Origin of the sequence: Vibrio mangrovi, from assembly GCF_024346955.1 — a bacterium.
In the GTDB taxonomy this organism is placed as follows: Bacteria; Pseudomonadota; Gammaproteobacteria; order Enterobacterales; family Vibrionaceae; genus Vibrio; species Vibrio mangrovi.
In genome coordinates this window covers 2,210,693-2,237,008 of record NZ_AP024883.1, presented here as the reverse complement: position 1 = coordinate 2,237,008, position 26,316 = coordinate 2,210,693, and the positions used below count along the sequence as shown (strand labels likewise).

Genomic DNA, 26,316 nt, shown 5'->3' with positions numbered 1-26,316 from the left:
TGTCCGAATATTCAAGAAGAGCCCGGAAATCGTTTTAGGATAAATCGATTCTTATCATCAGTTTGACGAGAAAATCCTGCTTATATTTTTTCATCACCGGAGCGCTGATTTGCTGGATAAATGTCTCTTGAGGTAGAGAAGGTACGAACTGTAAGGCATGTTGAATGAAAGGATAGAGCTGGGCATTATTTTCCATATTGCCGTTGGCATACATACAGAGATAACGGCCGCTTTTGCGCGTATACGGTGCATGGCGAATCAATGTAGGCTCTTCGGCATACATGGTTTGAACCGGATAACCTTCGGAAAGAATCGTGTCAGTTGGAATAAGTAAGCCATGATGATGGTGATGCGGCCACGCTGGATGACCGATAATCCGGTTTCCGGTGGTGAAAAGATCAACAATATTATTCGAATCACTGTGAATCAGTCCGACCAGAACGTCTTCCTGCTCTTCGATAAATGGCCGGAACAGGTCATGGCGGATTGATTTAAGCGCCTGTAAATGTTGAATATGGTTTCCCAGAGTCTGATACACCCGTTTCAGATGGGCGATTTCCCGCCGTAGTTTCTTTTTATTTTCTTTCAGCCGGTTGAGCGTTGCGTCTCCCGGATAATCGTCCAGTAGCTGTTTGATTTCCCGGTTGGTAAACATGGCTTTTTGCAGCGAAACAATCATCTCTGCAATGGGGAGTTGTTCCGAGGTATAAATCCGATAGCCATTTTTTTGCCGCTGTGGGCAGAGCAGGCCGATTTTATCGAAGTATCGGAGTGTATGTGTCGAAATTCCGGTCGTTTTTTCAAGCTGTTGTACAGTGTAATTTTTCATGGCATTGCCTCTGATGGGATGACATGAGTCAGTTGGGATGATGGCATCGACATCATCCGAATCTTTACAATGGACCTGCTTTGGGGAACAGTCAATCTGAGAACAAAAGAATGGCTGAATGTTTTTGCTATTCAGATTCAAGATATAACCTAGCAAAATAGTCGGGTACTTGATATGGTTGACGGATACAGAATGAAACGGAACTGATTTATGTCCCTCTGGCAGCATTTACCCGTATACCACCGTTATGCTGAACTCCCGGAAACTTTTTATATCCGGGTGATACCGACACCGCTGGAAAACCCCCGCTGGGTGACCTGGAATGCACCGCTGGCAGAACATTTTGGTTTGACCGGTGTACCGGATGAGATCTGGTTACAGATATTTTCCGGCGAACCGGTGCCGGATTATTTCCAACCGTTGGCAATGAAGTATGCAGGCCACCAGTTTGGTGTCTACAATCCGGCGCTGGGTGATGGGCGGGGGTTGCTGTTCGGAGAAATACGTGACCGACAGGGGCGTTGGTTTGACGTGCATCTGAAAGGTGTCGGTCAGACACCGTATTCCCGGATGGGAGATGGCCGGGCAGTCTTGCGTTCAACCATTCGTGAATATCTGTGCAGCGAAGCGATGGCAGCGTTAGGCAGTGAAACAACCCGGGCTTTGGGAATGATGGTCAGTGATACTCCGGTCTATCGTGAGCGGGTTGAACAGGGAGCTTTGCTGATTCGTCTGGGAGAGACTCATATTCGTTTCGGGCATTTTGAACATTTCTTTTATACCGGGCAGCATGATGACCTGCGTTTGCTGGCTGATAAAGTGATTGAATGGCATTTTCCCCAGCTTCTTCTTCAATCTCATCAGCAACAACCTTATCAGCAGAAAGTACCGCCATATCTCGGTCTGTTTCAGGAAATAGTACAACGGACAGCAAAAATGATTGCTTTCTGGCAGGCGTATGGGTTTGCTCATGGTGTGATGAATACCGACAATATGTCAGTTCTGGGACAGACTTTCGACTACGGGCCATTTGCGTTTCTGGATGATTATGACCCTCATTTTATCTGTAATCATTCAGATTATCAGGGGCGCTATGCCTTTGATATGCAGCCGGGAATCGGGCAGTGGAACTTAACGGCGCTGGCGCAGGCATTTACGCCGCTGGTGGGTAAGAATGAGCTTGAAACCGAACTGGGAACATATACGGTATTGCTGAATCAGGAATACAGTCGTCTGATGCGGTGTAAACTGGGATTACAGCAGCATCAGGACGGCGATAGTGAACTTTGCTCGGATATGCTTAAACTGATGGCGAAGAATCGGGTCGATTATACGCTGTTTTTCCGTCGTCTTTCTTCTCTGGATGCGCAGCCGCCTGAATTTGTTGCTGAGTTGTTTCATGATCAGCCTGCGGCCATGCAATGGCTGCAACAGTACCGGCTTCGCTGTGAACGGGAGATAGATTCAGCCGGCCATCGCTATTCGGCTAAACAGCGTTGTCAGGTGATGCGTCAGGTGAATCCAAAGTTCGTTCTGCGTAACTATCTTGCCCAACAGGTCATTGATGCAGCTGAACAGGGAGATTTTCTGCCATTGGAACAGTTGATTCAGGTTTTACAACATCCTTACGATGAGCAGCCCATGTTTGAACAGTATGCCGAATTACCTCCGGCGTGGGGCAAGTGTCTGGAAATCAGTTGTTCATCGTGATGTGATCATGCCGTTACCTGAGACTTGTTATTGTTAGCGCCGATGAGTCAGAAATGACACATTACGACAATTTTTATGGGTGGATTTCCCCCCATTTGTATCAGATGTAGCTGTATAGGCATGACTGAACTTTCGTCAACGTTGCCTGTAAGTTGCTGTTGTTGCTGAATTGTTGAGTTTGTTTCTAAATGTTGGCGCGCTAATTGCCTTGTTATCAATAACGTGAATACCAAGAAGGTGTTCTGTTTCTATAACAAGGAGAAAAAGATGTTCAAGCCTTTAACACTACTGACTGTATCTGTACTCGCTGCTACAAGTTTTAACGCTGCCGCTTCCGAAGGCTGTGATCCGGGTGAAACGGTGATTAAATTCAGCCACGTGACAAACACGGATAAACACCCGAAAGGGATTGCTGCTTCTCTGCTTGCCGAGCGGGTCAACAAAGAGATGGACGGAAAAGCCTGTATGGAAGTTTTCCCGAATTCGACACTTTATGATGATAACAAAGTCTTGGAAGCTCTTTTAAACGGTGACGTTCAGCTCGCAGCCCCTTCTCTTTCCAAGTTTGAAAAATTCACTAAGAAATACCGTATATTCGACCTGCCATTCCTGTTTGAAGATGTTGCAGCGGTTGACCGTTTCCAGAACTCTGCTGCTGGTGAGAAACTGAAAACAGCGATGAAACGCCGTGGACTTCTGGGTCTGGCATTCTGGCATAACGGTATGAAGCAACTTTCTGCCAACAAGCCACTGATTGAACCAAAGGATGCTAAAGGACTGAAATTCCGGGTTCAGGCATCGGATGTTCTGGTCGCACAGTTTGAACAACTGGGTGCAAATCCACAGAAAATGTCTTTTAAAGAAGTCTATGGTGGATTACAGACTGGTGTTATCGATGGTCAGGAAAATACTTGGTCAAATATTTACGGTAAGAAGTTCTTCGAAGTTCAGGATGGTGTGACTGAAACAAACCACGGCATCCTTGACTACCTTGTTGTCACCTCAACCAAGTTCTGGGATAACCTGCCTGATGATGTGCGCAGCCAGTTTGCACAGATTCTCAAGGAAGTGACCGAAACCCGTAACGCAGAATCAACCAAAGTGAATCTTGCCAATCGCCAGAATATTATCGATGCAGGTGGTGTTGTTCGTACACTGACGCCGGCTCAGCGTGAAAAATGGGTAGAAGCACTGCAACCGGTCTGGAAGAAATTCGAGAAAGATATCGGTAGTGATCTGATTAATGATGCACTTGCTGCAAACCAGAAGTAACTGTCGTAGTCACGCTATAAACATTGTGCCCCACCGTCGTTATATGGAAAACCACGATGTGGGGCACCTGAATGATAACAATGAGAGCGAAGATAGTTATGGAACATTCTTTTTTTTCTAAAGTCGGTCGTTTTACTGATTCGGTGGAAGAGTTTCTGATTGCATTCTTTTTGGGAACGATGACACTGCTGACGTTTGTAAATGTAATTTGTCGCTATGTATTTAATGACAACATATTGTGGGCTCTTGAACTGACCGTATTTATGTTTGCCTGGATGGTTCTGGTCGGGGCTTCCTATGGGGTTAAAAAACACTTCCACATCGGTGTTGATGTCATCATCAATATGGCTCCGGCAGGGTTAAAGAAAACTTTTGCGGTGGCTTCAGCATTTGCCTGTCTGTTGTTTGCCGTCCTGTTACTGATTGGTTCATGGCATTACTGGTATCCCTTTGTTACCGAACGGGCCTGGTACGAAACCGACGATATTCCGATGCCAGATTTCCTGCAATTCTTAGCTGACTGGCTGAATGAAGGTGAGGCTTATGAAAAGCTGCCACGATTTATTCCTTACATGGCCTTGCCGGTTGGAATGGCTTTGCTGACGTTCCGTTTCGCACAAGCAACTTATCAGATTCTGACCGGAAAGCTGGATCGCCTGATTGCCGCTCATGAAGGTGAAGAGGATCTGGAAGCACTGAAAGCTGAGCTTCAACAGGATAATGAAATCAGTTCATCACATCAGCAGTCGTCATCGGATCGGAAGGAGTAGTCATCATGGCAGTTCTGTTTCTCTTTTTAATGGTGATTGGCCTGATGCTCATTGGTGTGCCGATCGCTGTTTCACTGGGTTTGTCCAGTATTGTTTTTCTCATGCTGCACTCAGATGCCTCTCTGGCATCGGTTGCACAAACGTTATTTAATGCATTTGCCGGTCACTACACGTTGCTGGCGATTCCATTTTTCATTCTGGCTTCCAGTTTCATGTCGACCGGCGGCGTGGCAAAACGGATCATTCGTTTTGCTATTGCGGTTGTCGGCTGGTTCCGTGGTGGTCTGGCGATGGCTTCAGTCATGGCTTGTATGATGTTTGCTGCATTGTCTGGTTCTTCTCCGGCGACTGTCGTTGCCATCGGGAGTATCGTTATTGCCGGAATGGTGAAGAACGGTTATTCCAAAGAGTTTGCAGCCGGAGTGATTTGTAACGCCGGAACGCTGGGGATTCTGATCCCGCCATCGATTGTCATGGTTGTTTATGCGGCAGCAACAGATGTTTCTGTCGGCCGGATGTTCCTCGGCGGTGTGATCCCCGGACTATTAGCCGGTGTTATGCTGATGGTTGCGATTTATATTGCTGCCCGGGTGAAAAACTTACCGAAGCAGTCATTTGTCGGCTGGGGAGAATTAATCACAGCAGGCCGGGATGCGATTTGGGGACTGTTTCTGGTCGTGATTATTCTTGGTGGTATTTATGGGGGGATTTTCACCCCGACTGAAGCTGCGGCTGTTGCGGCGGTTTATTCTTTCCTGATTGCCAACTTTGTCTATAAAGATATGGGCCCGTTTGCGGATAAGAATAATCAGTTGCCGGGTGTCATTAAAATCTTTCAGGCTTTTGTGCATCCTGATACCAAGAAAACCTTGTGTGAAGCCGGCAAGCTGACCATCATGCTACTATTTATCATTGCCAATGCTTTGATTCTTAAGCATGTTCTGACCGAAGAACAGGTGCCGCAGATGATAGCTAATTCAATGCTTTCTGCTGGTCTGGGGCCAATTGCCTTCCTGATAGTTGTCAACCTGCTGCTGTTAATTGGTGGTCAGTTCATGGAGCCGTCAGGTCTGTTGATCATTGTGGCGCCACTGGTGTTCCCGATTGCCATTCAACTGGGAATCGATCCGATTCATCTGGGAATTATCATGGTGGTGAACATGGAAATCGGGATGATTACACCACCGGTAGGATTGAACCTGTTTGTGACGGCAGGTGTGGCACGGATGTCGATGATTAATGTCGTCAAAGCCGCTTTACCATGGGTTGCCGTTATGTTCCTGTTCCTGTTGATCGTCACTTATGTGCCTTGGGTTTCAACCTGGCTGCCGACCTCACTGATGGGACCAGAGATTATTACCAAGTGATGTGACATCATAAAATGAAATAGCTATACAGTTTCTATCTATAAATCCCTCAATCCTTTTATTGAGGGATTTTTTTATGTGTCAGGCAACGGAAAATGAAAAATGTTGAATATCGGGTTGAGCAGGTATTTTCATCCTTATTATCGGACTATCCTTATTATCACGATTGACATGATACTGACCACCGGACTCATCACTTATGAAAAAGAAACTGATATTGATGATTTCACTGTTACTGACTTGTCTCTCAGTGAGTGCAGCTGAGCTGACGGATGTTGTGGAGACGGAATATGGTGCGTTGCAAGGTTTAATGTCGAAAGACCATCAGGTTTCTATATACAAGGGAATTCCTTATGCACAGGCGCCGGTTGGTTCATTGCGCTGGCAAGCTCCGAAAATGTTGCAGCCCTGGCTTGGTCTGAAACATACAATGCAGTATCAGGCTGGCTGTTATCAGATCCAGCATGGTGAAGTTCTGCCGTGGACAAAGGAATTCTTACATACAACATTGATGAGTGAGGACTGTTTATATTTAAATATCTGGGCACCAAACAGTAAAAGTGCAACGCGAAAACCGGTGATTGTGTTTATTCATGGCGGAGGGTTTATTGAAGGTTCGGGCAGTGTGCCCATTTACGACGGTGAAAATCTGGCTAGGGCCGGAGTGGTCTTTGTTACGATCAACTATCGTTTGGGGGAGTTTGGCTTTCTGGCAGCCTCTGCGCTGAAAGATAGTCTGGGCACCACCGGTAATTATGGTCTTCAGGATCAAATCGCTGCGTTGAAATGGATCAAAGAGAATATAGGTGCTTTTGGTGGCGATCCGAGGAATGTAACTCTTGTCGGGCAATCTGCCGGGGCAAATTCGATCTTGTTTTTGCAGACCTCTCCACTTACTGCCGGGCTATTTCATCAGTCAGTGATTGAATCCCCGACGCCGGCTTTTTACCATAATCGTGGTCTTACCGAAGAGAATGTACTCAGGACTTTATTTACAGCGACTTTGTTAGAACAGAAAATCGCTGCGACAGATAAATTTTTGCAGGAAAAAGGTTTAACCGTCAAACAGTTAAAAGCGATGTCTCCGGAAGCGGTACTCAAAGTGATTGACCGGAATAAAGTTCTGCTGGTTCCTGCCGTGGATGGTTATGTTCTGGATCGAGCGATTTATGATGTTCTGACCACCACTCATCGTTATTCCGGGGCGGTTATGCTTGGGTTTACGCAGGACGATATGAGTGGTTTTTACCCTGATTACCGGATTGGCGGACAGAAGGCATTCGATAAGTACGTTGCTTACAGTTATCCCTCCAATGCTCAGGTAATTATGAAGCTTTATCCGGATAAACCGATTCAGAGCTTGAATCGTCAGGAAAACATGCTGGCGACTCAGGCTTTATCAAAGTTATTGGGTCGGTTTACCGGTAATGATGTTTTTAGTTATTACTTTAACCAGCCGGTTGCCTGGGAAGCACAGCAGGATTATGGCACTTTCCATACATCAGAAGTTCCTTTCCTATTGAGGAATCTGGGGAAGGTCACGGGACCGGTTACTGATGAACAAAGAGCTGTTTCTACGCTTTTTTCCCGCCATCTCATTCAGTTTGTAAAAACGGGTGATCCAACATATACCGGGCATCTCTGGACATCGGTTAGTGATGATCCCAAGTGGATTTATGCCGTGAATTCGAATGCACATATGTTTGCTCCCGGATTCAGTGCCGGGCAGGAAGCCGCAATCAGACAATTCGGTTTGTAATATATCCAGCTAACTTCAGGATACGGGATTCAGAATGTCTTCAACCGGCGTCATTCAAGGAAAATGTCGGCAGGAATGGTATTCCCGTTTCAACGGCATTTAATTGCAACAGATTGTAAATTTTTATTCCACTCTTCGGTGTATGAGGAGGGATTATCGTGTATGTAAGTTGATGGAGACTTAGGTAAAAATATAAAATTTGAATGGAATTCACATATATTTTGTAAGGTTTATCTTTTTAACTGCGAAGCTAACTTTATCGCGTTTCCGAATTTAGTACCCTACACTTAAATAGCCTGAAGTTTATTTGTGCATTAATTAATGCAATTATTTGAATATATATTAATGAAGTCCGCCGTATGTATATATTAAAAATGTTGAAAGTTATTTTTTTTATTGGGATTTTTTTATATTTATCCCCTGTCCGGGCAGAACATCAGTTACAAGAACCGGTATTACAAGAACCAGTCGTAGCCTCATGTAGTGAGCGAACGTATGCATATATGCATAATAATGCTATACATGGAATATCTTATGAGGTGGTAAAAGCTGTTTTTGAACGTGCAAATGTCCCTTTTCAGTACCGTATTCTGCCATGGGCCAGGATATATCATTATGGTTTACATAAAGAAAATTTCTTAGTGGCTTGTTTAGGTAAAACTCCTGAACGGGAAGGGCACTTCCAGTGGGTTGGTGCAGTCAATAATAAGCTGGATATTAATTTTTATGGGTTAGCTTCAAATCCGGTTAAAATCAATTCACTGGAAGAAATGAAAAAGTATACGATTGGGGTTCTGAGAGGTTCCTATTATGAAGACTTTTTAACTCGGAATCATTTTCCTTCGAAAAGTATTTATGCAGTCAGTAGCACTGAGCAGGTACTATTAATGTTAAATGGGCACCGTTTTGATTTTTTTCTTCTGGAAGAGTCAACCATGTCTATTATTGCGAATAGCCTGAAAATATCTCCTGATAAATATAAGAAAGCACTGTTTGCATTTCATGCAGAAGATTATCTGGCATTTAGCCAGCAAACCTCTCCGGAGCTGGTGAAACGTGTCAGAAAAGCGTATCAGGAGCTGGCAGCCGAAGGAAAAATTCAGGAAATCTTTGCTCAGGAAGACCTGCTGAAAGGAGAGCATTCTTCTGTGCAATGAGCTGTAAGTCCACAACTCTCGTCAGAGCGTCCTGACATATGATGTTCCCGGTGTTGGAATAACGCCTGAAGCGACCCTGAATCCCGAATTCTGAGGCAACCTGAGTAGATATAAATTATGAGATCTGTTTCTTAGAAGAGAAGGAGATATGCCTTGCTAGTTAATCGTAATTCGTTACAATGAATCTTAGGGTTAATTAGAGAAGAATGTCTATGAATTTTGTATTAAAAAATGATGAGAATGAAAAAACCAATGATGAAGAACGAAGCTCTGGTTCAGTGGTAGAGGAAAAACTCATAGCGTCTCGTTCTATCTTCATTTCTGGTGAGATTAACCAGAAACTGGCTCAGAAAGTCGCTACTCAGTTACTCGTATTACAAGAGATCAGCGATGAGCCGATTTACCTGTATATTAATAGTCAGGGTGGGCATGTAGAAGCCGGCGATACTATCCATGACATGATCAAGTTCATCAAACCTGAAGTGATTGTCATTGGAACCGGGTGGGTTGCCAGTGCCGGGGTGACAATCTACATTGCTGCGAAAAAAGAGAATCGTGTCTGTTTGCCGAATACCCGATTTATGATTCACCAACCGTTGGGTCAGGTCAGAGGTAAAGTTTCAGACATTAAAATTGAAGCCGATGAAATTTTGCGCACTCGCAGTCGGGTCAATAAATTGATCAGTGACGCAACCGGAAAACCGTACGAGCAGGTTGAAAAAGATACAGATTACAACTTCTGGATGAGTCCGGAGCAGGCTATTGACTATGGTTTGGTTAGCCGGGTTGTGAGTAATATCAGAGAGTTACAGGACTAGTCTGTTCCTGCTATCGTTTTCCAGAATTACTATGGTTCTCCAGAATTACTATAGTTTTCCCAAAATCGCTGTTTAAAATGAATAATGAGGCATGGAATGAGAGGCAACTGTCATTCCATGTTTTTATATGCGTGACTTTAGTTGCCCCTTAAAGATAATCACTTAGTTCTTATAACTCTCTTTATCCAACTGGTATTTCTGCATCTTATCGTACAGTGTCTTACGTGGCAGGTTCAGGCTGACCATCGTATCTTTAATACTACCGCCACATTCGATTAATGCCTGTTCAATGGCCGATTTTTCAAATTCGGCAACCTGATCGGCAAGACTGATCGCCGGCCCTGAGACAAGAGCAGTTTCCTGACCAAGCTGAATCAGTTTACCAAGTAGTACATACCGTTCTGCGGCATTTCTCAGCTCACGGACATTTCCCGGCCAGTTGTGGCTCATCAGAGATTGTAAATCCTGTTTTGAGATTGAATTAGCTGCTTTTCCGTAACGGGCGGCAGCGACCAGCAGAAAGTGATGAAACAGGGCCGGGATATCTTCTTTGCGCTCTCTGAGCGGTGGAATATCGAGTGTGACAATGTTCAGCCGGTAATACAGATCTTCCCGGAATGTGCCTTGCTGAGCTGCCTGTTTCAGGTCAACTTTGGTTGCGGCGATGACCCGAATGTCCAGCGGAATTAATTCATTGGAGCCGACCCGCTCAATGACCCGTTCCTGTAAAACCCGCAACAATCGGATCTGAGCCGGCATTGGCATAGACTCAATTTCATCAAGAAAGAGAGTTCCTCCCTGAGCATGCTCGAATTTACCGATACGTTGACTTTCTGCACCGGTAAAAGCACCCTTCTCATGGCCATATAACTCACTTTCAATCAGATTTTCGGGTACGGCACCGCAGTTGACCGCCACAAAGTTCCGTTCTCTCCGAGAGCTTAACTCGTGCAGAGAACGGGCAATAAGTTCTTTTCCCGTTCCGGTTTCACCGAAAAGTAGAATATCAGCATTGGTATCAGCAATCTGACTGATCGTTTCTTTTAACGACTGAATGCTGGATGTTTCGCCAATGATTCGGGGACCAAGTGTCTGACTGGCTTTCAGACTTCTTTTTAATTTTTGATTTTCCAGTGTTAGTCTGCGTTTTTCGATAGCCCGGTGTACCGTTTCCATCAGATGCTCGGGAGCAAAGGGCTTTTCGATAAAATCATAAGCACCATCATGCATCGCCTGAACTGCCATAGAGATGTCCCCGTGGCCGGTAATCAATATGATCGGTAAGTCCTGATCCTGATGATGGACCGAATGAAGCAGGTTTTGTCCGCTGAGTCCGGGTAAGCAGATGTCCGTAACAATAGCCAGCGGAAGACCATCTTGCTTAATAGCCAGTAGTGCATCTTCGGTACAATCAAAAAATCTGGCTTTTATATCCGCCAGTTCAAAGCTTTGTTCGATAGCAATACGAATGTCCGGTTCATCATCGATAAAAAATACATCGCACATGGCACATCCTTATGAAGCAGTTTCGGATTGGGGTGGTTCAACGGCTGGTAACTGAATACTGAACCGGGCACCACCAAGCGGTGATGACGTAGCATTCAACTGGCCGCCCATACTCTGAATGATTTGCTGAGAGATTGACAAACCCAGCCCAAGTCCATTCTTTTTCGTTGTGTAAAAGGGATCAAATAACTGAGATAACATTTTATCTCCCAGTCCTTCACCATTGTCATCAATATGGAGTGATATCTGGTGATTCAATTCGGTAAAGCTGAGAAGTATCTGCTTTTCAGATCGGTTTTCCAGTGCCTGGATGGCATTTGTCAGGAGATTAATCAGAACCTGTTCCAGATGGATCGGATTGATATTCAGCCAGACTGGATGTTCCGGTGCCTGTATCTCGAAATTGATCAGTTGAGATTTTATCTGGGACTGAATCAGTTCTCTGGTCGACAGAACCAGCGGATAAAGCTGCACGACGGCTCGTTCATCATGATCTGATTTGCGGGCAAAAGAACGGAGCTGGGTACTGATTTTTGCCATCCTTTCGGTCAGACCTGAAATCCGCTCCAGATTTTCATCCGTTCTGTCGGTTTTTCCACTGGCAAGAAAACGCCGGCCGTTATCGGCGAAACTACGGATTGCTGCCAGCGGATTATTAAGTTCATGGCTGATACTGGCCGACATTTGTCCGAGTACAGCCAGCTTGGCAGCCTGAATCAATTCATCTTGAGTTTGCCTCAGACGTTGCTCGGTTTTAGTCCGTTCTTCGATTTCGCTGTGTAATTTAGCAGTTCTTTCCATGACCAGAAATTCAAGCTTCTGTTTCGCTTCAGACTGAAGCTGCTCAATCTGACGCTGCTTATTTTTACGATGATGAAAGAGCAATATGGCAAGATAGATGATGGCAAACAACATACACGAGACGATGACAAAGCCAAAGCTGTCCCAGAAAACTAAAGTCTTTGGTGACAATACCCGAATATTCAGCGGGATATTTTTCAACAGGCGGCTGGTGACAATAAAGTCCCCTTTAATCCAGCCCTGTTTCGGGTCGATCCATTCGGTTGCCGGTGAATCCATATTTCCGAGTAAACCAAGGGATTGTATTGTCTGGTCAAGGTATTGCCGCGAGTGAAAAATTTGTTCGCGTATTTCAGGGCTGATGAAAGTAATACTTTTAAACAACCAGTTCGGCTGACTCGACATAAACACAATATTATGGGGATCGGTTGCCACAAAGTAACTGTTGTTACTTTTCCAGTTTTCCTCAATGGCAGATAAGTCCATTTTTACGACGACTACACCGAGAATGCTGGCGGCATAAGTTACCGGATACGAATAATAGTATCCGCGCTCTCCGGAGGTTGAGCCCAGCGCATAGTACTGGCTTTCATTTCCCCGGACTGCAATCTGAAAGTAGGGACGCCAGTTGAAGTTTCTGCCGATGAATGAACGTTGCAGGTTCCAGTTACTGGCAGCGATCGTATTGCCATGAATATCCAAAAGATAGGTATCAGATGCTTTGATGGCATCGTTGACCTGCTCCAGATAGTGATTGGTAATATCGATCTGGGCTGAGTTGTCAGCCATGGTCAATGCGTCAACCAGTTTTTTATCTTTGGAAAGTAAACGGGGAATATGGGCGAACTTATCCAGTTTGGTTGTGACGTGGCTGGCAAAGCGTTCCAACTGGGCCTGATGTTCGCTGAGGAGAGCCTGATAACTATGCTGCCACACAAAATGCGCACCGTATGCTGTTGTAATCATAAAAACGATGAAGAAAATAAGATTGAAACGGAAATTGGGTAACATCGTCATACTTGTGCGCTATAAACCGGTGAATCATTTTAACGGGTTTGCGAAAGGAACAGGATAAACGGTTCCGGGAAGAGGAAAAAAGTAAGATCAGGATCTCTTTTTCAATATTTCGCTGAAAAAAAGCTGCTTTTTCCTTGAAAAGGACGATTTTGCCCCCACCTGACAAGCATAGAGATTGATACTGATGAAATTTTTGTCAGGCAGGAGAGTAAATTCTGAGCGCCGGGCATTCCTGTGCTGAGTTAGACTCGACAGTTGTAGTTCTGGTCGTTAGAATGTCGCGTCTGAAAAATTTGTCTTGAGTCTGACGGGGACGTATCTGGGATATGTCCTGTCGTAGAGTTGATGAATACAACACATCACTGCTCACTATTTTATTTGGTTATTGATGTACTCCGACAGAGTACGGAACATGGATGCAGCCGAGATCAGGTCGTTCGATCCAGGCTCATGATGCTCAGAGAAACTGAGCCAGTTTTGAGGTTTATATAGAATGCAAGTTACTGTTGAAACGCTAGAAGGTCTACAACGCCGTCTGAATATTACTGTTCCTGCTGCCAACATCGAAGATGCTGTCACAGCAGAACTGCGCAACATCGCAAAAAACCGTCGTTTCGATGGTTTCCGTAAAGGAAAAGTGCCAATTAAAATGGTTGCTAAGATGTATGGCAAAGCAGTACGTCAGGATGTGCTGGGTGAAGTGATGCAACGCCACTTTATCGAAGCGATTATCCAGGAAAAAGTGAACCCTGCTGGCGCGCCGACATTTACACCTGTTGAAAATGAACAGGATAAAGATCTGGTTTTTAATGCAACATTTGAAGTTTATCCTGAAGTTGAGCTGAAAGGCCTGGAAAACATTGAAGTCGAAAAACCAAATGTTGCCGTAAAAGATGAAGATGTTGCTGAAATGCTTGAAACACTGCGCAAGCAGCAGGCGACCTGGAAAGAAGTTGATGCGGCGGCTGAAGACGGCAAACGCGTTACACTTGACTTCCTGGGTACTGTAGACGGTGAAGCCTTTGAAGGCGGTAAAGCAGAAAACTTCCCGCTGGAAATGGGCGCAGGCCGTATGATTCCTGGTTTTGAAGACGGTATTGTTGGCAAAACAGTTGGTATGGAATTCGATATCGATGTGACTTTCCCTGAAGATTATCATGCTGAAAACCTGAAAGGTAAAGCTGCGAAATTCGCTATCAAGATCAACAAAGTTGAAGAACGTGAGTTACCTGAAGTCAACGATGAATTCGTTGCCAAGTTTGGTGTAACTGAAGGTGGTGTTGATGCACTTAAAGCTGAAGTTCGTAAGAATATGGAACGTGAGCTGAAGCAGGCAGTGAAACAGCGTATTAAGCAACAGGCGATTGACGGTCTGGTCAAAGAAAATGAAATCGACGTGCCAAGTGCACTGATTGATCAGGAAATCAATGTACTACGTCAGCAAGCTGCACAGCGCTTTGGTGGTAATCCTGAAGCTGCAGCACAACTGCCACGTGAACTGTTTGAAGAACAGGCAAAACGTCGTGTGGTTGTTGGTTTACTTCTGGGTGAAGTGATCAAGTCTGAAGAGCTGAAAGCCGATGACGAAAAAGTGAAAGCACTGATCGAAGAAATGGCAACTGCTTACGAAGATCCACAAGAAGTTGTTTCATACTATGAGAAGAACGAAGAACTCATGAACAACATGCGGAATGTTGCGCTTGAAGAGCAGGCTATCGACGCGATCCTTGCGAAAGCAAAAGTTTCTGAGAAAGAAGTAGGCTTCAATGAGCTGATGAATTCTCAGGATGCTGCTTAATTAAGCAATATGTATCATAGAAGGTTGACTTCAGGTTAACTATTCTGATAACAATGGTCCGTATGATATCCGTCATCCGGACCATTTATTTTAGGGACATAAGAATATGAGCTACCAAGAAAAAAATGAAATGTCGTCAATCCTGAACGCCTTAGTGCCCATGGTGGTTGAACAAACTTCCCGCGGCGAGCGCTCTTACGATATTTATTCCCGTCTGCTGAAAGAACGCATTATCTTTTTGACCGGTCAGGTTGAAGATCAGATGGCAAATCTTATCGTGGCTCAGCTCCTTTTCCTGGAATCAGAAAACCCGGATAAAGATATATTCCTGTATATCAATTCTCCGGGGGGAAGCGTTGATGCCGGATTGTCGATTTATGATACCATGGAGTTCATTAAGCCTGATGTCAGTACGGTTTGTATGGGGCAGGCATGTTCTATGGGAGCGTTTCTGCTTGCGGGTGGTACTGCGGGGAAACGTTTCATGTTACCTAACGCCCGGGCGATGATTCATCAGCCTTTAGGTGGCTTTGGTGGACAGGCGTCCGATATTCAGATTCACACGCAGGAAATTTTGAGTATTAAGCAGAAGCTCAATGACCTTCTTGCCAAACATACCGGGCAGCCGCTTGATGTGATTGAGCGGGATACAGACAGAGATAACTTTATGTCTGCTCAGCAAGCCGTTGATTATGGCTTGGTAGATGCGGTATTAACTCATCGCGGTGAATAGTAAGCTGACAGAGCTCTTCATTTGAATAGCGCAATTTGATACAAATTGATATAAACTCAGCATATGGGTAAAGGCTAAGAGGTTAGCGAATGACAGATAAAAGCAAAGAGAGTGGCAAACTGTTGTACTGCTCTTTCTGTGGCAAAAGCCAGCACGAAGTTCGCAAACTGATCGCAGGTCCTTCTGTTTACATTTGTGACGAATGTGTCGATTTATGTAACGACATTATTCGGGAAGAGATTAAAGATGCGCTTCCGAAAAAGGAATCGACGGCATTACCAACGCCGAGAGAGATTCGGGACCATCTTAATGACTATGTGATTGGTCAGGAGCACGCGAAAAAAGTGCTAGCAGTCGCGGTTTATAACCACTACAAGCGTCTGCGCAATGGTGATAAAACCAGTGATGGTGTTGAACTGGGAAAAAGTAATATCTTGCTGATCGGGCCGACCGGTAGTGGTAAGACATTATTGGCTGAAACACTGGCTCGTTTTCTGGACGTGCCTTTTACAATGGCCGATGCGACAACACTTACTGAAGCCGGTTATGTCGGTGAAGATGTTGAGAACATCATTCAGAAACTGCTGCAAAAATGTGATTACGATGTCGCTAAAGCAGAACGGGGAATCGTCTATATTGATGAAATCGATAAGATTTCACGGAAATCCGAAAACCCGTCCATCACGCGTGACGTTTCTGGTGAAGGTGTTCAACAGGCGCTGCTGAAATTAATTGAAGGTACCGTTGCTTCTGTTCCGCCTCAAGGTGGCAGAAAACATCCACAACAAGAATTCCTGCAGGTTGATACCTCAAAGATTTTGTTTATCTGTGGTGGTGCATTTGCCGGGCTTGATAAAGTAATCGAGCAACGTGTTGCAACAGGCACTGGTATCGGTTTCGGGGCTGAAGTGCGTTCTAAAGATGAAAACAAGACTATCGGGGAGCTGTTTACTCAGGTGGAGCCGGAAGACTTGGTGAAGTATGGTTTAATTCCTGAATTCATCGGACGCTTGCCTGTGACAGCAACGCTGACAGAGTTGGATGAAGCAGCATTGATACAGATTCTCTGTGAACCGAAAAATGCATTGACCAAGCAGTATGGTGCTCTGTTTGAACTTGAAGATGTAGAGCTTGAATTCAGAGAAGACGCATTACGCGCAATTGCTAAAAAAGCAATGGCACGTAAGACAGGTGCTCGTGGATTACGTTCAATTCTTGAAGGTGTATTGTTGGAAACAATGTATGAACTGCCATCGGTAAGTGATGTCAGCAAAGTTGTCATTGATGAAGCAGTGATTAATGGTGAGTCTGCACCATTATTGCTCTATTCCAATAATGAGAATCAGGCCGCAGGTGCCGAATAATTCAGCAAAAGATAACGAAGGAGGTAGGATTACCTCCTTTTTTTTATTCTACGATTGAATCCCATTGTTTAGACCCCATATACTGCCATATAGACAGAAGCGGAAGAGAGAAGAATATGAACTTGGAACGTTCCGAGCGTATAGAGATCCCCGTATTGCCACTACGAGACGTTGTGGTTTACCCACATATGGTTATTCCTTTATTTGTTGGTCGTGAAAAATCAATCCAATGTCTTGAAGCTGCGATGGATAATGACAAGCAGGTTCTTTTGGTCGCTCAAAAGAAAGCTGAGACAGATGAACCAACAATCGACGATTTGTTTGATGTCGGTACGGTCGCTACTATTTTACAGCTCCTGAAATTACCTGATGGTACAGTAAAAGTACTAGTTGAAGGCCAGCAAAGAGCTCAGGTTGAATCGTTTGTTGAAGGTGATTTCTTCTCTGCGCAAGCCCGATATTTAATCACGCCTGAACTTGATGAGAAAGAACAGGAAGTGATTGTACGCAGCGCAATTAATCAGTTTGAGGGATTTATTAAGCTGAATAAGAAGATTCCGCCGGAAGTTTTAACTGCTTTAAACGGAATTGATGAAGCCGCTCGCCTGGCTGACACTATTGCTGCACATATGCCTTTGAAGTTAGTCGATAAGCAGCAGGTTCTTGAGATTCTGGATGTAGTTGAACGTCTGGAGTTTCTGATGGGGCAGATGGAGTCTGAGATCGATTTACTACAGGTTGAGAAGCGTATTCGCAACCGGGTGAAGAAGCAGATGGAAAAATCCCAGCGTGAGTACTATCTGAATGAGCAGATGAAAGCGATTCAGAAAGAGCTGGGAGAAATGGATGATGCACCTGATGAATTTGAGACGCTGAAAAAGAAAATCGAAGACGCCAAAATGCCTCAGGAAGCCCGTGAGAAAACGGAGCAAGAGCTGCAAAAATTGAAAATGATGTCTCCGATGTCGGCTGAAGCAACCGTGGTGCGCAGCTATATTGACTGGATGGTAAATGTTCCCTGGTCTAAGCGCTCTAAGGTGAAAAAAGATCTGGCGAAAGCCGAAGTGATTCTGAATGAAGACCATTACGGTCTGGAGCGTGTTAAAGAGCGTATTTTAGAATATCTTGCTGTTCAGAATCGTATTCAGAAACTGAAAGGTCCGATTCTTTGTCTGGTTGGTCCTCCTGGGGTCGGTAAGACATCTCTGGGCCGTTCTATTGCAGCGGCTACCGGGCGAAAATATACCCGGATGGCACTGGGTGGCGTTCGGGATGAAGCTGAAATCCGTGGGCATCGCCGGACTTATATCGGTTCACTGCCGGGTAAGCTTATTCAGAAAATGTCTAAAGTCGGAGTTAAGAATCCTCTGTTTCTGTTGGATGAGATTGATAAGATGTCTTCGGATATGCGAGGCGATCCTTCCTCTGCTCTGTTAGAAGTTCTTGATCCGGAACAAAACAATGCATTTAACGATCACTATCTGGAAGTGGATTATGATCTGTCTGATGTGATGTTTGTGGCGACATCGAACTCGATGAACATTCCTGGTCCGCTTTTAGACCGGATGGAAGTGATCCGTTTGTCGGGATATACCGAAGATGAAAAACTGAATATTGCCAAACGGCATCTGGTTTCTAAGCAAGTTGAACGTAATGGTCTGAAACAATCAGAAATCGAGATTGATGACTCGGCGATTATCGGCATTATCCGTTATTACACAAGAGAAGCCGGTGTTCGTAATCTGGAACGTGAGATCTCGAAAATCTGCCGTAAAGCAGTGAAGAAGATTCTGCTGAATAAAGACATCAAACTTGTGACTGTTACGCAAGATAACCTCAAAGAATTTTTAGGGGTACAGCGTTTTGATTTCGGGAAAGCTGAAGAAAGTAACCGGATTGGTCAGGTTACAGGATTGGCCTGGACTGAAGTTGGGGGTGATCTACTGACCATCGAAGCACAGTCTATGGTTGGTAAAGGGAAGCTGACGCAAACCGGTTCTTTAGGTGATGTGATGCAAGAGTCGATTCAGGCCGCGATGACGGTAGTTCGCTCTCGTGCCGAGAAACTGGGAATTAACAGTGATTTTCATGAGAAGCGTGATATTCACGTGCATGTTCCTGAAGGCGCAACACCGAAAGATGGTCCGAGTGCCGGGACGGCAATGTGTACCGCATTGGTTTCTTGTCTGACAGGTAACCCTGTAAAAGCTGATGTTGCAATGACCGGAGAGATTACATTACGGGGTGAAGTTTTGCCTATCGGTGGTCTCAAAGAAAAATTACTTGCAGCTCACCGGGGTGGAATTAAGACGGTTCTGATTCCGAAAGATAATGAGCGGGATCTGGAAGAAATACCGGAAAATATCATTGCTGATCTGAAAGTCATCCCTGTGCAATGGATTGATGATGTTCTGACCGTCGCGCTGGAGCGTGGTCCGCTCGGGGTTGAGTTTGAGTCTCAAAAATAGTGATATACAGCAAAAATAACTAAAAGTTTACGCTGATTTGCATAAAAAGGCTTGTCAGCGTTTTTTTTGGAGGCTAACGTTACTCACTATGGCTTAAGCCCTGCTGTAACAAGGCTTTAAGCCAGTTTTTGGACTTAATGGAACAAAGAATCACCTTTAAATATAACGACAGGTGAAGAAAGGGGAATCACAGTGAATAAAACACAATTAGTAGAAAAAATTGCGTCAGATGCCGATATTTCTAAAGCGTCTGCAGGCCGTGCTCTTGATGCATTTATTGAAGCAGTGGGTACTACTCTGGAATCAGGCGACCAAGTTGCTCTGGTTGGTTTTGGCACATTCAGTGTTCGTACTCGTGCTGCCCGTACAGGTCGTAATCCGAAAACAGGCGATGAGATTCAAATCCCTGAAGCAAAAGTACCGGCTTTCAAAGCTGGTAAAGCACTGAAAGACGCGTGTAACTAATTTGGTCGCACAGAATTTTGCTAATTGAGGCAAAATTAAGTCAAACGTTTTGAAAATATGCGCATCGTAGTGATGCGCATTTCTTTTTTCTGATATTATCGCGTCATTCGTTTTGAATACAGTTGGTTTTTGAAAACTATAAGGTTATGAAGCCTGAAATATATTGGCTTTTGGAAACAGGTAGTTTTGAAAAGCAGAATATTTTTACTGAGTAAGTGGCCATTAAGCCGGAGAATGATTAAATTATGATGGATCGGTTGCGCGAGGGTGCGAATAGCATCGCGATTAAGATTATCCTGGGATTGATAGTCTTGTCTTTTGTATTTGCGGGAGTCGGTAGGTATCTTGTTAGTGGTAGTAACAATGCTGTGGCAGAGGTTGGCAGTACCAAAATAAGTCGGACGGAATTTGAACAAGCTTATCAGAATGAGCGAAATCGAATGCAATCACAGTTAGGTGATTATTTTTCAAATCTCCTTGCTGATCCAAGTTATGTTGCTTCTTTCCGCCGCTCTGTTCTGGACAAAATGGTCAATGATGTTTTGCTTGAACAGCATGCTGAATCTCTAGGCTTAAGAATCAGCGATGAACAAGTTCGTCAGGCTATCGTGGATATGCCTCAGTTCCAGTCGGATGGTAAATTTGACCAGGAAATTTATCAGTCAGCTCTGCGTCGTGCCGGTTTTACACCGGACTCTTTTGCTGGATTCCTGAGAAGTGATTTATTGCGTAATCAACTGCTGACAGCAGTACAGTCGAGTGATTTTACTCTGGATGGAGAAGTCAATGCTCAAGCGGCGTTGTTCTCTCAGAAACGGGAAATCCGGAGTATTACTCTGGCTACGGATGATTACGCGAAGAAAGTTCAGTTAAGTGATGATGATTTGAATGCATATTATAAATCTCATGAAGAAGATTTTATGCGCCCGGAGCAGTTTAAAATCTCCTACATCGAACTTTCGGCTGATCAGCTGAAACAGTCTGTTGAAGTGACTGACGATGAAGCAGAAAAATACTATCAGGATCATGCTGATCAGTACTCAAGTAAGGCTCAGCGTAAAGTCAGCCATATTCTGGTAAATGATGAGAAGCAGGCTGATACATTGCTCCAGCAGCTCAAAAGTGGTGCTGATTTTGCCAAGCTGGCAAAAGAAAACTCTCAGGATCCGGGAAGTGCCAGTGATGGCGGTTCTTTGGACTGGTTTGAAAAAGGTGTAATGGATCCTGCATTTGAAGAAGCAGCATTTGCACTGAAAAATGTCGGTGATCTTTCTGGTGTCGTAAAATCGAACTTTGGCTACCATATCATTAAGCTGGATGCAGTGAAGTCTGCAACGGTCAAACCTTTCTCTGAAGTAAAAGATGATGTGATTGCTTCAATCCGTGATGAGCGTGCGCTTGATCATTTCTATCAATTACAAAGTGAGCTTGAGAAAGTTGCTTTTGAAAGTCCGGATTCACTGGATGAAGCAGCAAAAACAATTCAGGCTAAAATCAATACGACCGATTTCGTGTCATTGAATGATGTCCCGGAAGTTCTGCGCTCAGCTCCTGTTCAGAAAGCACTGGGCAACCCGGAAGTCAAAAACGAAGGTCTGAACTCTTCTGTTATTGAAGTCGCTCCTGAAGACGTTGTGGTTGTTCGTATTGAAGAGAGCCGCCCGGAATCTTTACTTCCTTTCGATACTGTCAAAGATCAGGTTGTCGGAACGTTATCTAAAGTGAAAGCGGAACAGCAGACCCAAGAAATCGCCAGTGAAGCTCTTACAGCTCTGGAGCAGGGTGATCAATCTGTGCTGGAGAAACATCAGCTGAAATTTGGGAAGCTAACCCTAATTGATCGACGTTCTCCGTTGGCTCAGGCGGTCTTTGCCATGAAGAAACCACAGGATAGTCAGGCTGTTTACGGACAGACAAAAGACTCTCAGGGAAATGTTGTCCTGGTTGAATTGGCTAAGATTGAATCAACGACAGATGATCAGTTGGCTGAGCAACTGGGTGTTCAGATGCAACGTCTGAACCGCCAGCAAGACTTGGCCGGGCTCTTGAATATTCTGAGAGAACAAACAGATATTGAGTATTATCTTGCGACGCAGTGATAAGTCGAATGTAATTGATATGTCTATTGAGGCGGGCTACTTTTGTAGCCCGTTTTAATTTGTATCTGAAAGAATCGTATTTTTAGCAGGACTCGATAGGATTATTTTGAATTTTTTATTTGGAGATAAATCTTATGCTAAAAGTACTACTTCTTTCTCTATTCTCAGTGCTGTGCCTGCCACTACAAACGGTTTATGCGGCTTCAGAAGAGCCAGTACCAATCACTGAGCAACATTCAGTAAATATCAACAACGCATCTGCTGAAGAAATTGCCACAATGCTTAGCGGGATTGGATTAAAGAAAGCACAGGCAATCATTACCTACAGGAATGAGCATGGACCATTCACTCAAGTAGATGACATCACAGCAGTAAAAGGAATTGGGTTATCACTCGTTGAGAAGAACCGTAGCCGAATGGTTCTTCAGTGATAGAAACTATCAAACTGCAATTTTTACAATTTATAACTTATGTTATATGGTACTCACGGCATCGATTTGAGGTTCAGGGACTACAATCTGAGTCGCATCCTCTTCCAGCCATTTGAGTACAGTCTTTTGTAATAACTGCTTGGTGGTCGGCTTAACCAGCCAGTCATCCATCGTTCTTTTTATCTGAGATATTTCATCTTCACCTGATTCTCCGGACAGGGCGATAACCGGCAGAGTCGGGTGAGTTTCTTTTATAAGTGAACATGCCTTTAAACCATTCATAACTGGCATCTGAACATCCATAAAGACGATATCAATGGTTTTATGGTGAACCATATCAACAGCTTCTTCCCCATTTTCAGCTTCGTAAACAGTGAAATGAAGAGATTCCAAATAGAGCTTTGTCAGTGCTCTTTGTGTCGGGTTGTCATCAGTGACCAGAGCAACTTTTTTTATGTCATTACCTGCAACGCTATAATCTGGTACCAGTAATTCAGGTATAGGAACTTCAGCTGAACGAATATTTGGTCGTGGGTGTTGCTCTTCTTGCTCCGATTGTTTGACATGAGGGAAGGTTAGAATAAACCTTGTATATTCACCATAAACCGATTGGCACTGGATGTCGCCACCGAAGAGTTTCATTGCTCGTTTACAGTAACTTAAGCCTAAACCACTTCCTCCTTGTTTCTGGTAGGTGAAGAATTCATCAAAGATTCTGTGTAAAATTTGCGGTTCGATACCCGGGCCGTAGTCGGTGAAAATAAGCCTGTTGTATTCATTACTAGTTTCAAGAACTAGTTCAATTTTACTGTCAGAGAATGTATCAAAATAATAAACGGCATTTCTTAATAAGTTAAAAATGATGAAATCAAACAAAGTGTCATTTACATATATGTCAAAGTCGATAGATGCTTTTAGTGTAATTCTATTTTTAAATAAACTAGAGTTATAAGCAAACCTATTAATAATTAGTGTGATTTGTTTTCTTATAGATAATGTAGTCATTCTATCTTGACTTATTATAGACTGATTGACTTCATGTAAAATAATATCAATTAATTGGCTTCCATGCTGGACTGCATTTTTACCTCGTTGAATCTCATCTCGTAAGTTTTGAGGTAACTGGCTACTAAGTATAAGGTTATCTAATTTCTCTAAGTGAAATTGTATTTGGGATAGTGGATTACGCATTTCATGCGCAATAGATTTTGCCATTGCCTGAGATTGATGTATTTTTGCTTCATAGTGAATATAAATTTGTGCTTTTTTTAGAAGCTGTTGTATTGCATTAATTTCCTCATTTGAATACAAGGAACCATCATTTTTTTTAGGAGAAATAAGTAATTGTGATAAAATATTATGATGATCATATATAGGGAGTATCATCGCACTTTCATTCTTTGACATCAAGTCTCGAATTTGGCGAAATCTTTTATTATGACTATTGTTAATGTATTGTTCAATTTCTTCAATAAGTAGAACAGAATAATTGTTCTGAAAGTAACTGACATAAATACTATTTGAATTAATATCAGAAACTAAAATAGCTTGTTCCAAATTAAGCAAACGTTCAAGTTTTTGGATAGCTTGCTGAGTTGAAATTTGAAAATCATCGACTAAAGATAATATTCTTTCTACAGGAGGTTTTCTATCTCCGTAGATCCATAAACCTACGTATTGAGAAAAGAGTTGCCATATATTTTTCCAAGTTAAACCACATAGAAGACACCAGAATGATATGATAACAATATGATTTTTATCTTCCGCTAACCAGGATTGAAGGACAATGATAGGTGTAATATAGACAATTGCAGTTAGAATCATGCAAATCGAGGTGTACATTAAGTAGCGCCAACTATAGAAGCGATGGCAAAGTACTGCATAACCCATAAATAATAGTTCGGTGACAGATAATGCTGGAGGAAGCCAAGTCAGTGAGAAATCGTTAAATACATATGTAACAAAAGTATGTATAATAGCTGTCGATAGCATAAATGTAATGATACCGATTATCATATAAATGGACTTCAACTTCTTCAACTTATCATTCCCTCTAATTAATTGAGTTAAGTTAAGAAGGGTTATACATGTCAATATGATGACTGATAGGAAGAAAAGGGATGTTAAGCTACCAAAATGGATAGTGAATTTACTAGGTGCATATATATCTATACTAGCAATGGTATAGTTAGGAGCTATATTTGTATATAGGGCAAATGTAGTGAATATGATAAGTATCAAGTATTGCCAGTGAGTCAAACTGTTATTTGAACTTTTGGATGTAATACGACAAGAAAAGTGGAATGCAGAAGCAAATGCCATGTATGAGAAAATATTTGCGGCTTTTGCTATCATAATGGCATGCTGGGAGCTATATATTGTCAGCAATCCAGAGTGAAAATATGAATTCGAAAGAATCCATAGCATTATGAATATGGAATAAACAATATATGAGGAATAAATTGTTTTAAACGGAGAAGCTCCCTGTTTTTTTAACGTTAATAAAAAGTAGATTAACCAAGCTAATACAAGGCCGGCAATAAATAACAGTAGAAGAGACTTAGCATAGAAGAACTCTTCTACTGTCATAATTATACTATTCAAAGGAGCCTCCCCTAGCTTTCCGGTGTTTTACAAGTAGTCTATATTTTTTATAGCTACAATTTTGGAATTTATTATTTATTTCTTTATTGAGCCAGAAGCCTTTATAAGTTTTTATACCATTATTGTTAATGTCACAAGAAGAGCTATTTAAATAACAGTTTTTACCGAAAGAATCATACAAATCAAGCATTATTGGCAATTCGATGATAGTATATGAGAGTTTTTTGCCTATTGCAATCAGTTGCTTTGCTAGATGTTTTTGGCATAAGAAAATTAAGAAAAAACGAAGTCTGCTTGGGCCACTGACGGTTAGCCTTAGAATCTCACAGACGGCATGTGTATCTGATATATTACTTTCAATAATATACTCATTATATACATTCGTATCAAAAAATTTTTTATTGAAAACCCCAGTTTGATAAAGATACTTACCTGAATCCTCCATAAGACAATTCTTCCAACCAGAGTTTGTAAAAAAGGGATCAAAGCTAAGCCAGTTTTCACGTTCGTACCAATGCTGAATCAATGCTGTTGATACTAATATTGGGGAACAAGTGCTACCACGGTAAAACAGTAAAACATGGCTACCTCGTTGAGACAGATTGAGTGTAAAAAGTATCTCATACCATCGTTGTTCTATGACAAAAATTTCAATATTAATTAAAGAGATAGCATCTGGAAGAGTCAGGGGGGTATTACAATGTAGCGTAAGAAACTTTCTTGTGTCTCTTTCTATGTTGTCAACATATTCTGAATAATATTTATTTTCATTTAGTGGCGGGACTTCGAGATCAAAATCATCTGAATGTAAGGCTTGGTTCCTTTGTAAAATCAGGAATCGCTCATATTCAGCCCATCCGGCAAGAATGTTTCCGAACAGTTCAATAGCAGAAATTTCAATGTAGTGCCAGTCCGTAGCACATTCTGTCATAGGAGTAGATAGAATATATTGGATGACTTGAGGTGATTCAAATATTGAAGCAAGATCTCCAGAAGTTAAGTTAGGATGAGAATAAATGATTTTCTTCCGTCGTAGATTCACTAAGTCAGCAAAACTGGTTGAAGGGAACTCTTTAAGTAGCACCTGTTGTATAGTTTGGAAAAAAAATATTTTCTTTTGAAAGCTCCATTGATTTGTCTGCTGGCTATATGCTGATAATGTAACATCCAAAATGCTGAATCCTAGTATCCGCTTAATATAATTGACACTTATATCACCATAATGTAAATTATTCAATACGTTAATAATTGATAAGAGCTTATTTTTACTATGAATTTTTAGATAATAATGTGATGGGAGCTACTATTGCTGGCTTGCTTTGATCTTTATCAAAATATCTATTAACTA

General features: G+C 42.9%; 19 protein-coding genes. 14 read left to right on the top strand and 5 right to left on the bottom strand.

The features are described 5' to 3' along the window. Positions 1–34 precede the first annotated feature (34 nt). Positions 35–829, bottom strand: coding sequence for a MerR family transcriptional regulator (locus tag OCU74_RS10000; RefSeq protein ID WP_159457381.1), 795 nt, complete (start codon positions 827–829; stop codon positions 35–37). 210 nt (positions 830–1,039) lie between these two features. Between OCU74_RS10000 and OCU74_RS09995 the strand changes: the two genes are divergently transcribed. The 7 genes from OCU74_RS09995 to OCU74_RS09965 all read left to right on the top strand — a co-directional run bounded on the left by OCU74_RS09995 (position 1,040) and on the right by OCU74_RS09965 (position 9,682). Further along, a complete protein-coding gene (locus OCU74_RS09995; protein ID WP_087479589.1) occupies positions 1,040–2,539 on the top strand; it encodes a protein adenylyltransferase SelO in 1,500 nt (499 codons plus the stop codon). A gap of 267 nt (positions 2,540–2,806) precedes the next feature. Next, on the top strand, positions 2,807–3,811 hold the full coding sequence (locus tag OCU74_RS09990) for a TRAP transporter substrate-binding protein (protein WP_087479588.1): 1,005 nt from the start codon (positions 2,807–2,809) through the stop codon (positions 3,809–3,811). 98 nt (positions 3,812–3,909) lie between these two features. Further along, positions 3,910–4,581, top strand: a complete 672-nt coding sequence (locus OCU74_RS09985; protein WP_087479587.1) for a TRAP transporter small permease — start codon at positions 3,910–3,912, stop codon at positions 4,579–4,581. 5 nt (positions 4,582–4,586) lie between these two features. Next, on the top strand, positions 4,587–5,948 hold the full coding sequence (locus OCU74_RS09980; RefSeq protein ID WP_087479586.1) for a TRAP transporter large permease: 1,362 nt from the start codon (positions 4,587–4,589) through the stop codon (positions 5,946–5,948). Between the two features lie 199 nt (positions 5,949–6,147). Further along, positions 6,148–7,707, top strand: a complete 1,560-nt coding sequence (locus OCU74_RS09975; protein ID WP_087479585.1) for a carboxylesterase/lipase family protein — start codon at positions 6,148–6,150, stop codon at positions 7,705–7,707. A 359-nt stretch (positions 7,708–8,066) separates the two neighbouring features. After that, positions 8,067–8,864 carry a substrate-binding periplasmic protein gene (locus tag OCU74_RS09970; RefSeq protein WP_087479584.1) on the top strand — a complete coding sequence of 266 codons (798 nt, stop codon included), beginning with the start codon at positions 8,067–8,069 and terminating at the stop codon, positions 8,862–8,864. Positions 8,865–9,076: 212 nt separating this feature from the next. After that, positions 9,077–9,682, top strand: coding sequence for an ATP-dependent Clp protease proteolytic subunit (locus OCU74_RS09965; protein WP_087479583.1), 606 nt, complete (start codon positions 9,077–9,079; stop codon positions 9,680–9,682). A gap of 162 nt (positions 9,683–9,844) precedes the next feature. Here the strand turns inward: OCU74_RS09965 and OCU74_RS09960 are convergent, their stop codons facing one another. Then, positions 9,845–11,188 (bottom strand): sigma-54-dependent transcriptional regulator, encoded by a 1,344-nt coding sequence (locus OCU74_RS09960; protein WP_087479582.1) that lies wholly within the window; start codon positions 11,186–11,188, stop codon positions 9,845–9,847. Positions 11,189–11,197: 9 nt separating this feature from the next. After that, entirely contained in the window at positions 11,198–13,000 is a 1,803-nt protein-coding gene (locus OCU74_RS09955) for a sensor histidine kinase (protein WP_087480102.1), read from the bottom strand. A gap of 499 nt (positions 13,001–13,499) precedes the next feature. Here OCU74_RS09955 and tig point away from each other — a divergent pair, with 499 nt between their 5' ends. The 7 genes from tig (at position 13,500) to OCU74_RS09920 (ending at position 22,364) form a co-directional block, all read left to right on the top strand. Then, the gene (gene tig, locus OCU74_RS09950) at positions 13,500–14,804 is read left to right on the top strand and encodes a trigger factor (RefSeq protein ID WP_087479581.1); all 1,305 of its coding nucleotides are present in this window, start codon (positions 13,500–13,502) and stop codon (positions 14,802–14,804) included. Positions 14,805–14,910: 106 nt separating this feature from the next. Further along, positions 14,911–15,537, top strand: a complete 627-nt coding sequence (clpP, locus tag OCU74_RS09945) for an ATP-dependent Clp endopeptidase proteolytic subunit ClpP (protein ID WP_087479580.1) — start codon at positions 14,911–14,913, stop codon at positions 15,535–15,537. An 89-nt stretch (positions 15,538–15,626) separates the two neighbouring features. After that, positions 15,627–16,901, top strand: a complete 1,275-nt coding sequence (gene clpX / locus OCU74_RS09940; protein ID WP_087479579.1) for an ATP-dependent protease ATP-binding subunit ClpX — start codon at positions 15,627–15,629, stop codon at positions 16,899–16,901. Between the two features lie 116 nt (positions 16,902–17,017). Next, positions 17,018–19,369 (top strand): endopeptidase La, encoded by a 2,352-nt coding sequence (gene lon / locus OCU74_RS09935; protein WP_087479578.1) that lies wholly within the window; start codon positions 17,018–17,020, stop codon positions 19,367–19,369. Positions 19,370–19,561: 192 nt separating this feature from the next. After that, on the top strand, positions 19,562–19,834 hold the full coding sequence (locus OCU74_RS09930) for an HU family DNA-binding protein (RefSeq protein ID WP_087479577.1): 273 nt from the start codon (positions 19,562–19,564) through the stop codon (positions 19,832–19,834). A gap of 245 nt (positions 19,835–20,079) precedes the next feature. After that, on the top strand, positions 20,080–21,933 hold the full coding sequence (gene ppiD, locus OCU74_RS09925) for a peptidylprolyl isomerase (RefSeq protein ID WP_087479576.1): 1,854 nt from the start codon (positions 20,080–20,082) through the stop codon (positions 21,931–21,933). A gap of 134 nt (positions 21,934–22,067) precedes the next feature. Continuing rightward, positions 22,068–22,364, top strand: a complete 297-nt coding sequence (locus OCU74_RS09920) for a ComEA family DNA-binding protein (RefSeq protein ID WP_087479575.1) — start codon at positions 22,068–22,070, stop codon at positions 22,362–22,364. 42 nt (positions 22,365–22,406) lie between these two features. Here the strand turns inward: OCU74_RS09920 and OCU74_RS09915 are convergent, their stop codons facing one another. Together OCU74_RS09915 and OCU74_RS09910 are read right to left on the bottom strand one after the other, a co-directional pair. Further along, positions 22,407–24,968 carry an ATP-binding response regulator gene (locus OCU74_RS09915; protein ID WP_143693105.1) on the bottom strand — a complete coding sequence of 854 codons (2,562 nt, stop codon included), beginning with the start codon at positions 24,966–24,968 and terminating at the stop codon, positions 22,407–22,409. Beyond that, positions 24,961–26,139 (bottom strand): acyl-homoserine-lactone synthase, encoded by a 1,179-nt coding sequence (locus OCU74_RS09910; RefSeq protein ID WP_087479573.1) that lies wholly within the window; start codon positions 26,137–26,139, stop codon positions 24,961–24,963. Before OCU74_RS09910 ends, OCU74_RS09915 begins: the two co-directional genes overlap by 8 nt. Positions 26,140–26,316: the final 177 nt, after the last annotated feature.

Coding starts and splice junctions, on each gene's coding strand:
- OCU74_RS09980 (WP_087479586.1), top strand. CDS start 4,587: ATGGCAGTTCTGTTTCTCTTTTTAATGGTGATTGGCCTGATGCTCATT.
- OCU74_RS09955 (WP_087480102.1), bottom strand. CDS start 13,000: ATGTTACCCAATTTCCGTTTCAATCTTATTTTCTTCATCGTTTTTATG.
- clpP (WP_087479580.1), top strand. CDS start 14,911: ATGAGCTACCAAGAAAAAAATGAAATGTCGTCAATCCTGAACGCCTTA.
- lon (WP_087479578.1), top strand. CDS start 17,018: ATGAACTTGGAACGTTCCGAGCGTATAGAGATCCCCGTATTGCCACTA.
- OCU74_RS09920 (WP_087479575.1), top strand. CDS start 22,068: ATGCTAAAAGTACTACTTCTTTCTCTATTCTCAGTGCTGTGCCTGCCA.
- OCU74_RS09960 (WP_087479582.1), bottom strand. CDS start 11,188: ATGTGCGATGTATTTTTTATCGATGATGAACCGGACATTCGTATTGCT.
- OCU74_RS09965 (WP_087479583.1), top strand. CDS start 9,077: ATGAATTTTGTATTAAAAAATGATGAGAATGAAAAAACCAATGATGAA.
- clpX (WP_087479579.1), top strand. CDS start 15,627: ATGACAGATAAAAGCAAAGAGAGTGGCAAACTGTTGTACTGCTCTTTC.
- OCU74_RS09975 (WP_087479585.1), top strand. CDS start 6,148: ATGAAAAAGAAACTGATATTGATGATTTCACTGTTACTGACTTGTCTC.
- OCU74_RS09985 (WP_087479587.1), top strand. CDS start 3,910: ATGGAACATTCTTTTTTTTCTAAAGTCGGTCGTTTTACTGATTCGGTG.
- OCU74_RS09990 (WP_087479588.1), top strand. CDS start 2,807: ATGTTCAAGCCTTTAACACTACTGACTGTATCTGTACTCGCTGCTACA.
- OCU74_RS09970 (WP_087479584.1), top strand. CDS start 8,067: ATGTATATATTAAAAATGTTGAAAGTTATTTTTTTTATTGGGATTTTT.
- tig (WP_087479581.1), top strand. CDS start 13,500: ATGCAAGTTACTGTTGAAACGCTAGAAGGTCTACAACGCCGTCTGAAT.
- ppiD (WP_087479576.1), top strand. CDS start 20,080: ATGATGGATCGGTTGCGCGAGGGTGCGAATAGCATCGCGATTAAGATT.
- OCU74_RS10000 (WP_159457381.1), bottom strand. CDS start 829: ATGAAAAATTACACTGTACAACAGCTTGAAAAAACGACCGGAATTTCG.
- OCU74_RS09995 (WP_087479589.1), top strand. CDS start 1,040: ATGTCCCTCTGGCAGCATTTACCCGTATACCACCGTTATGCTGAACTC.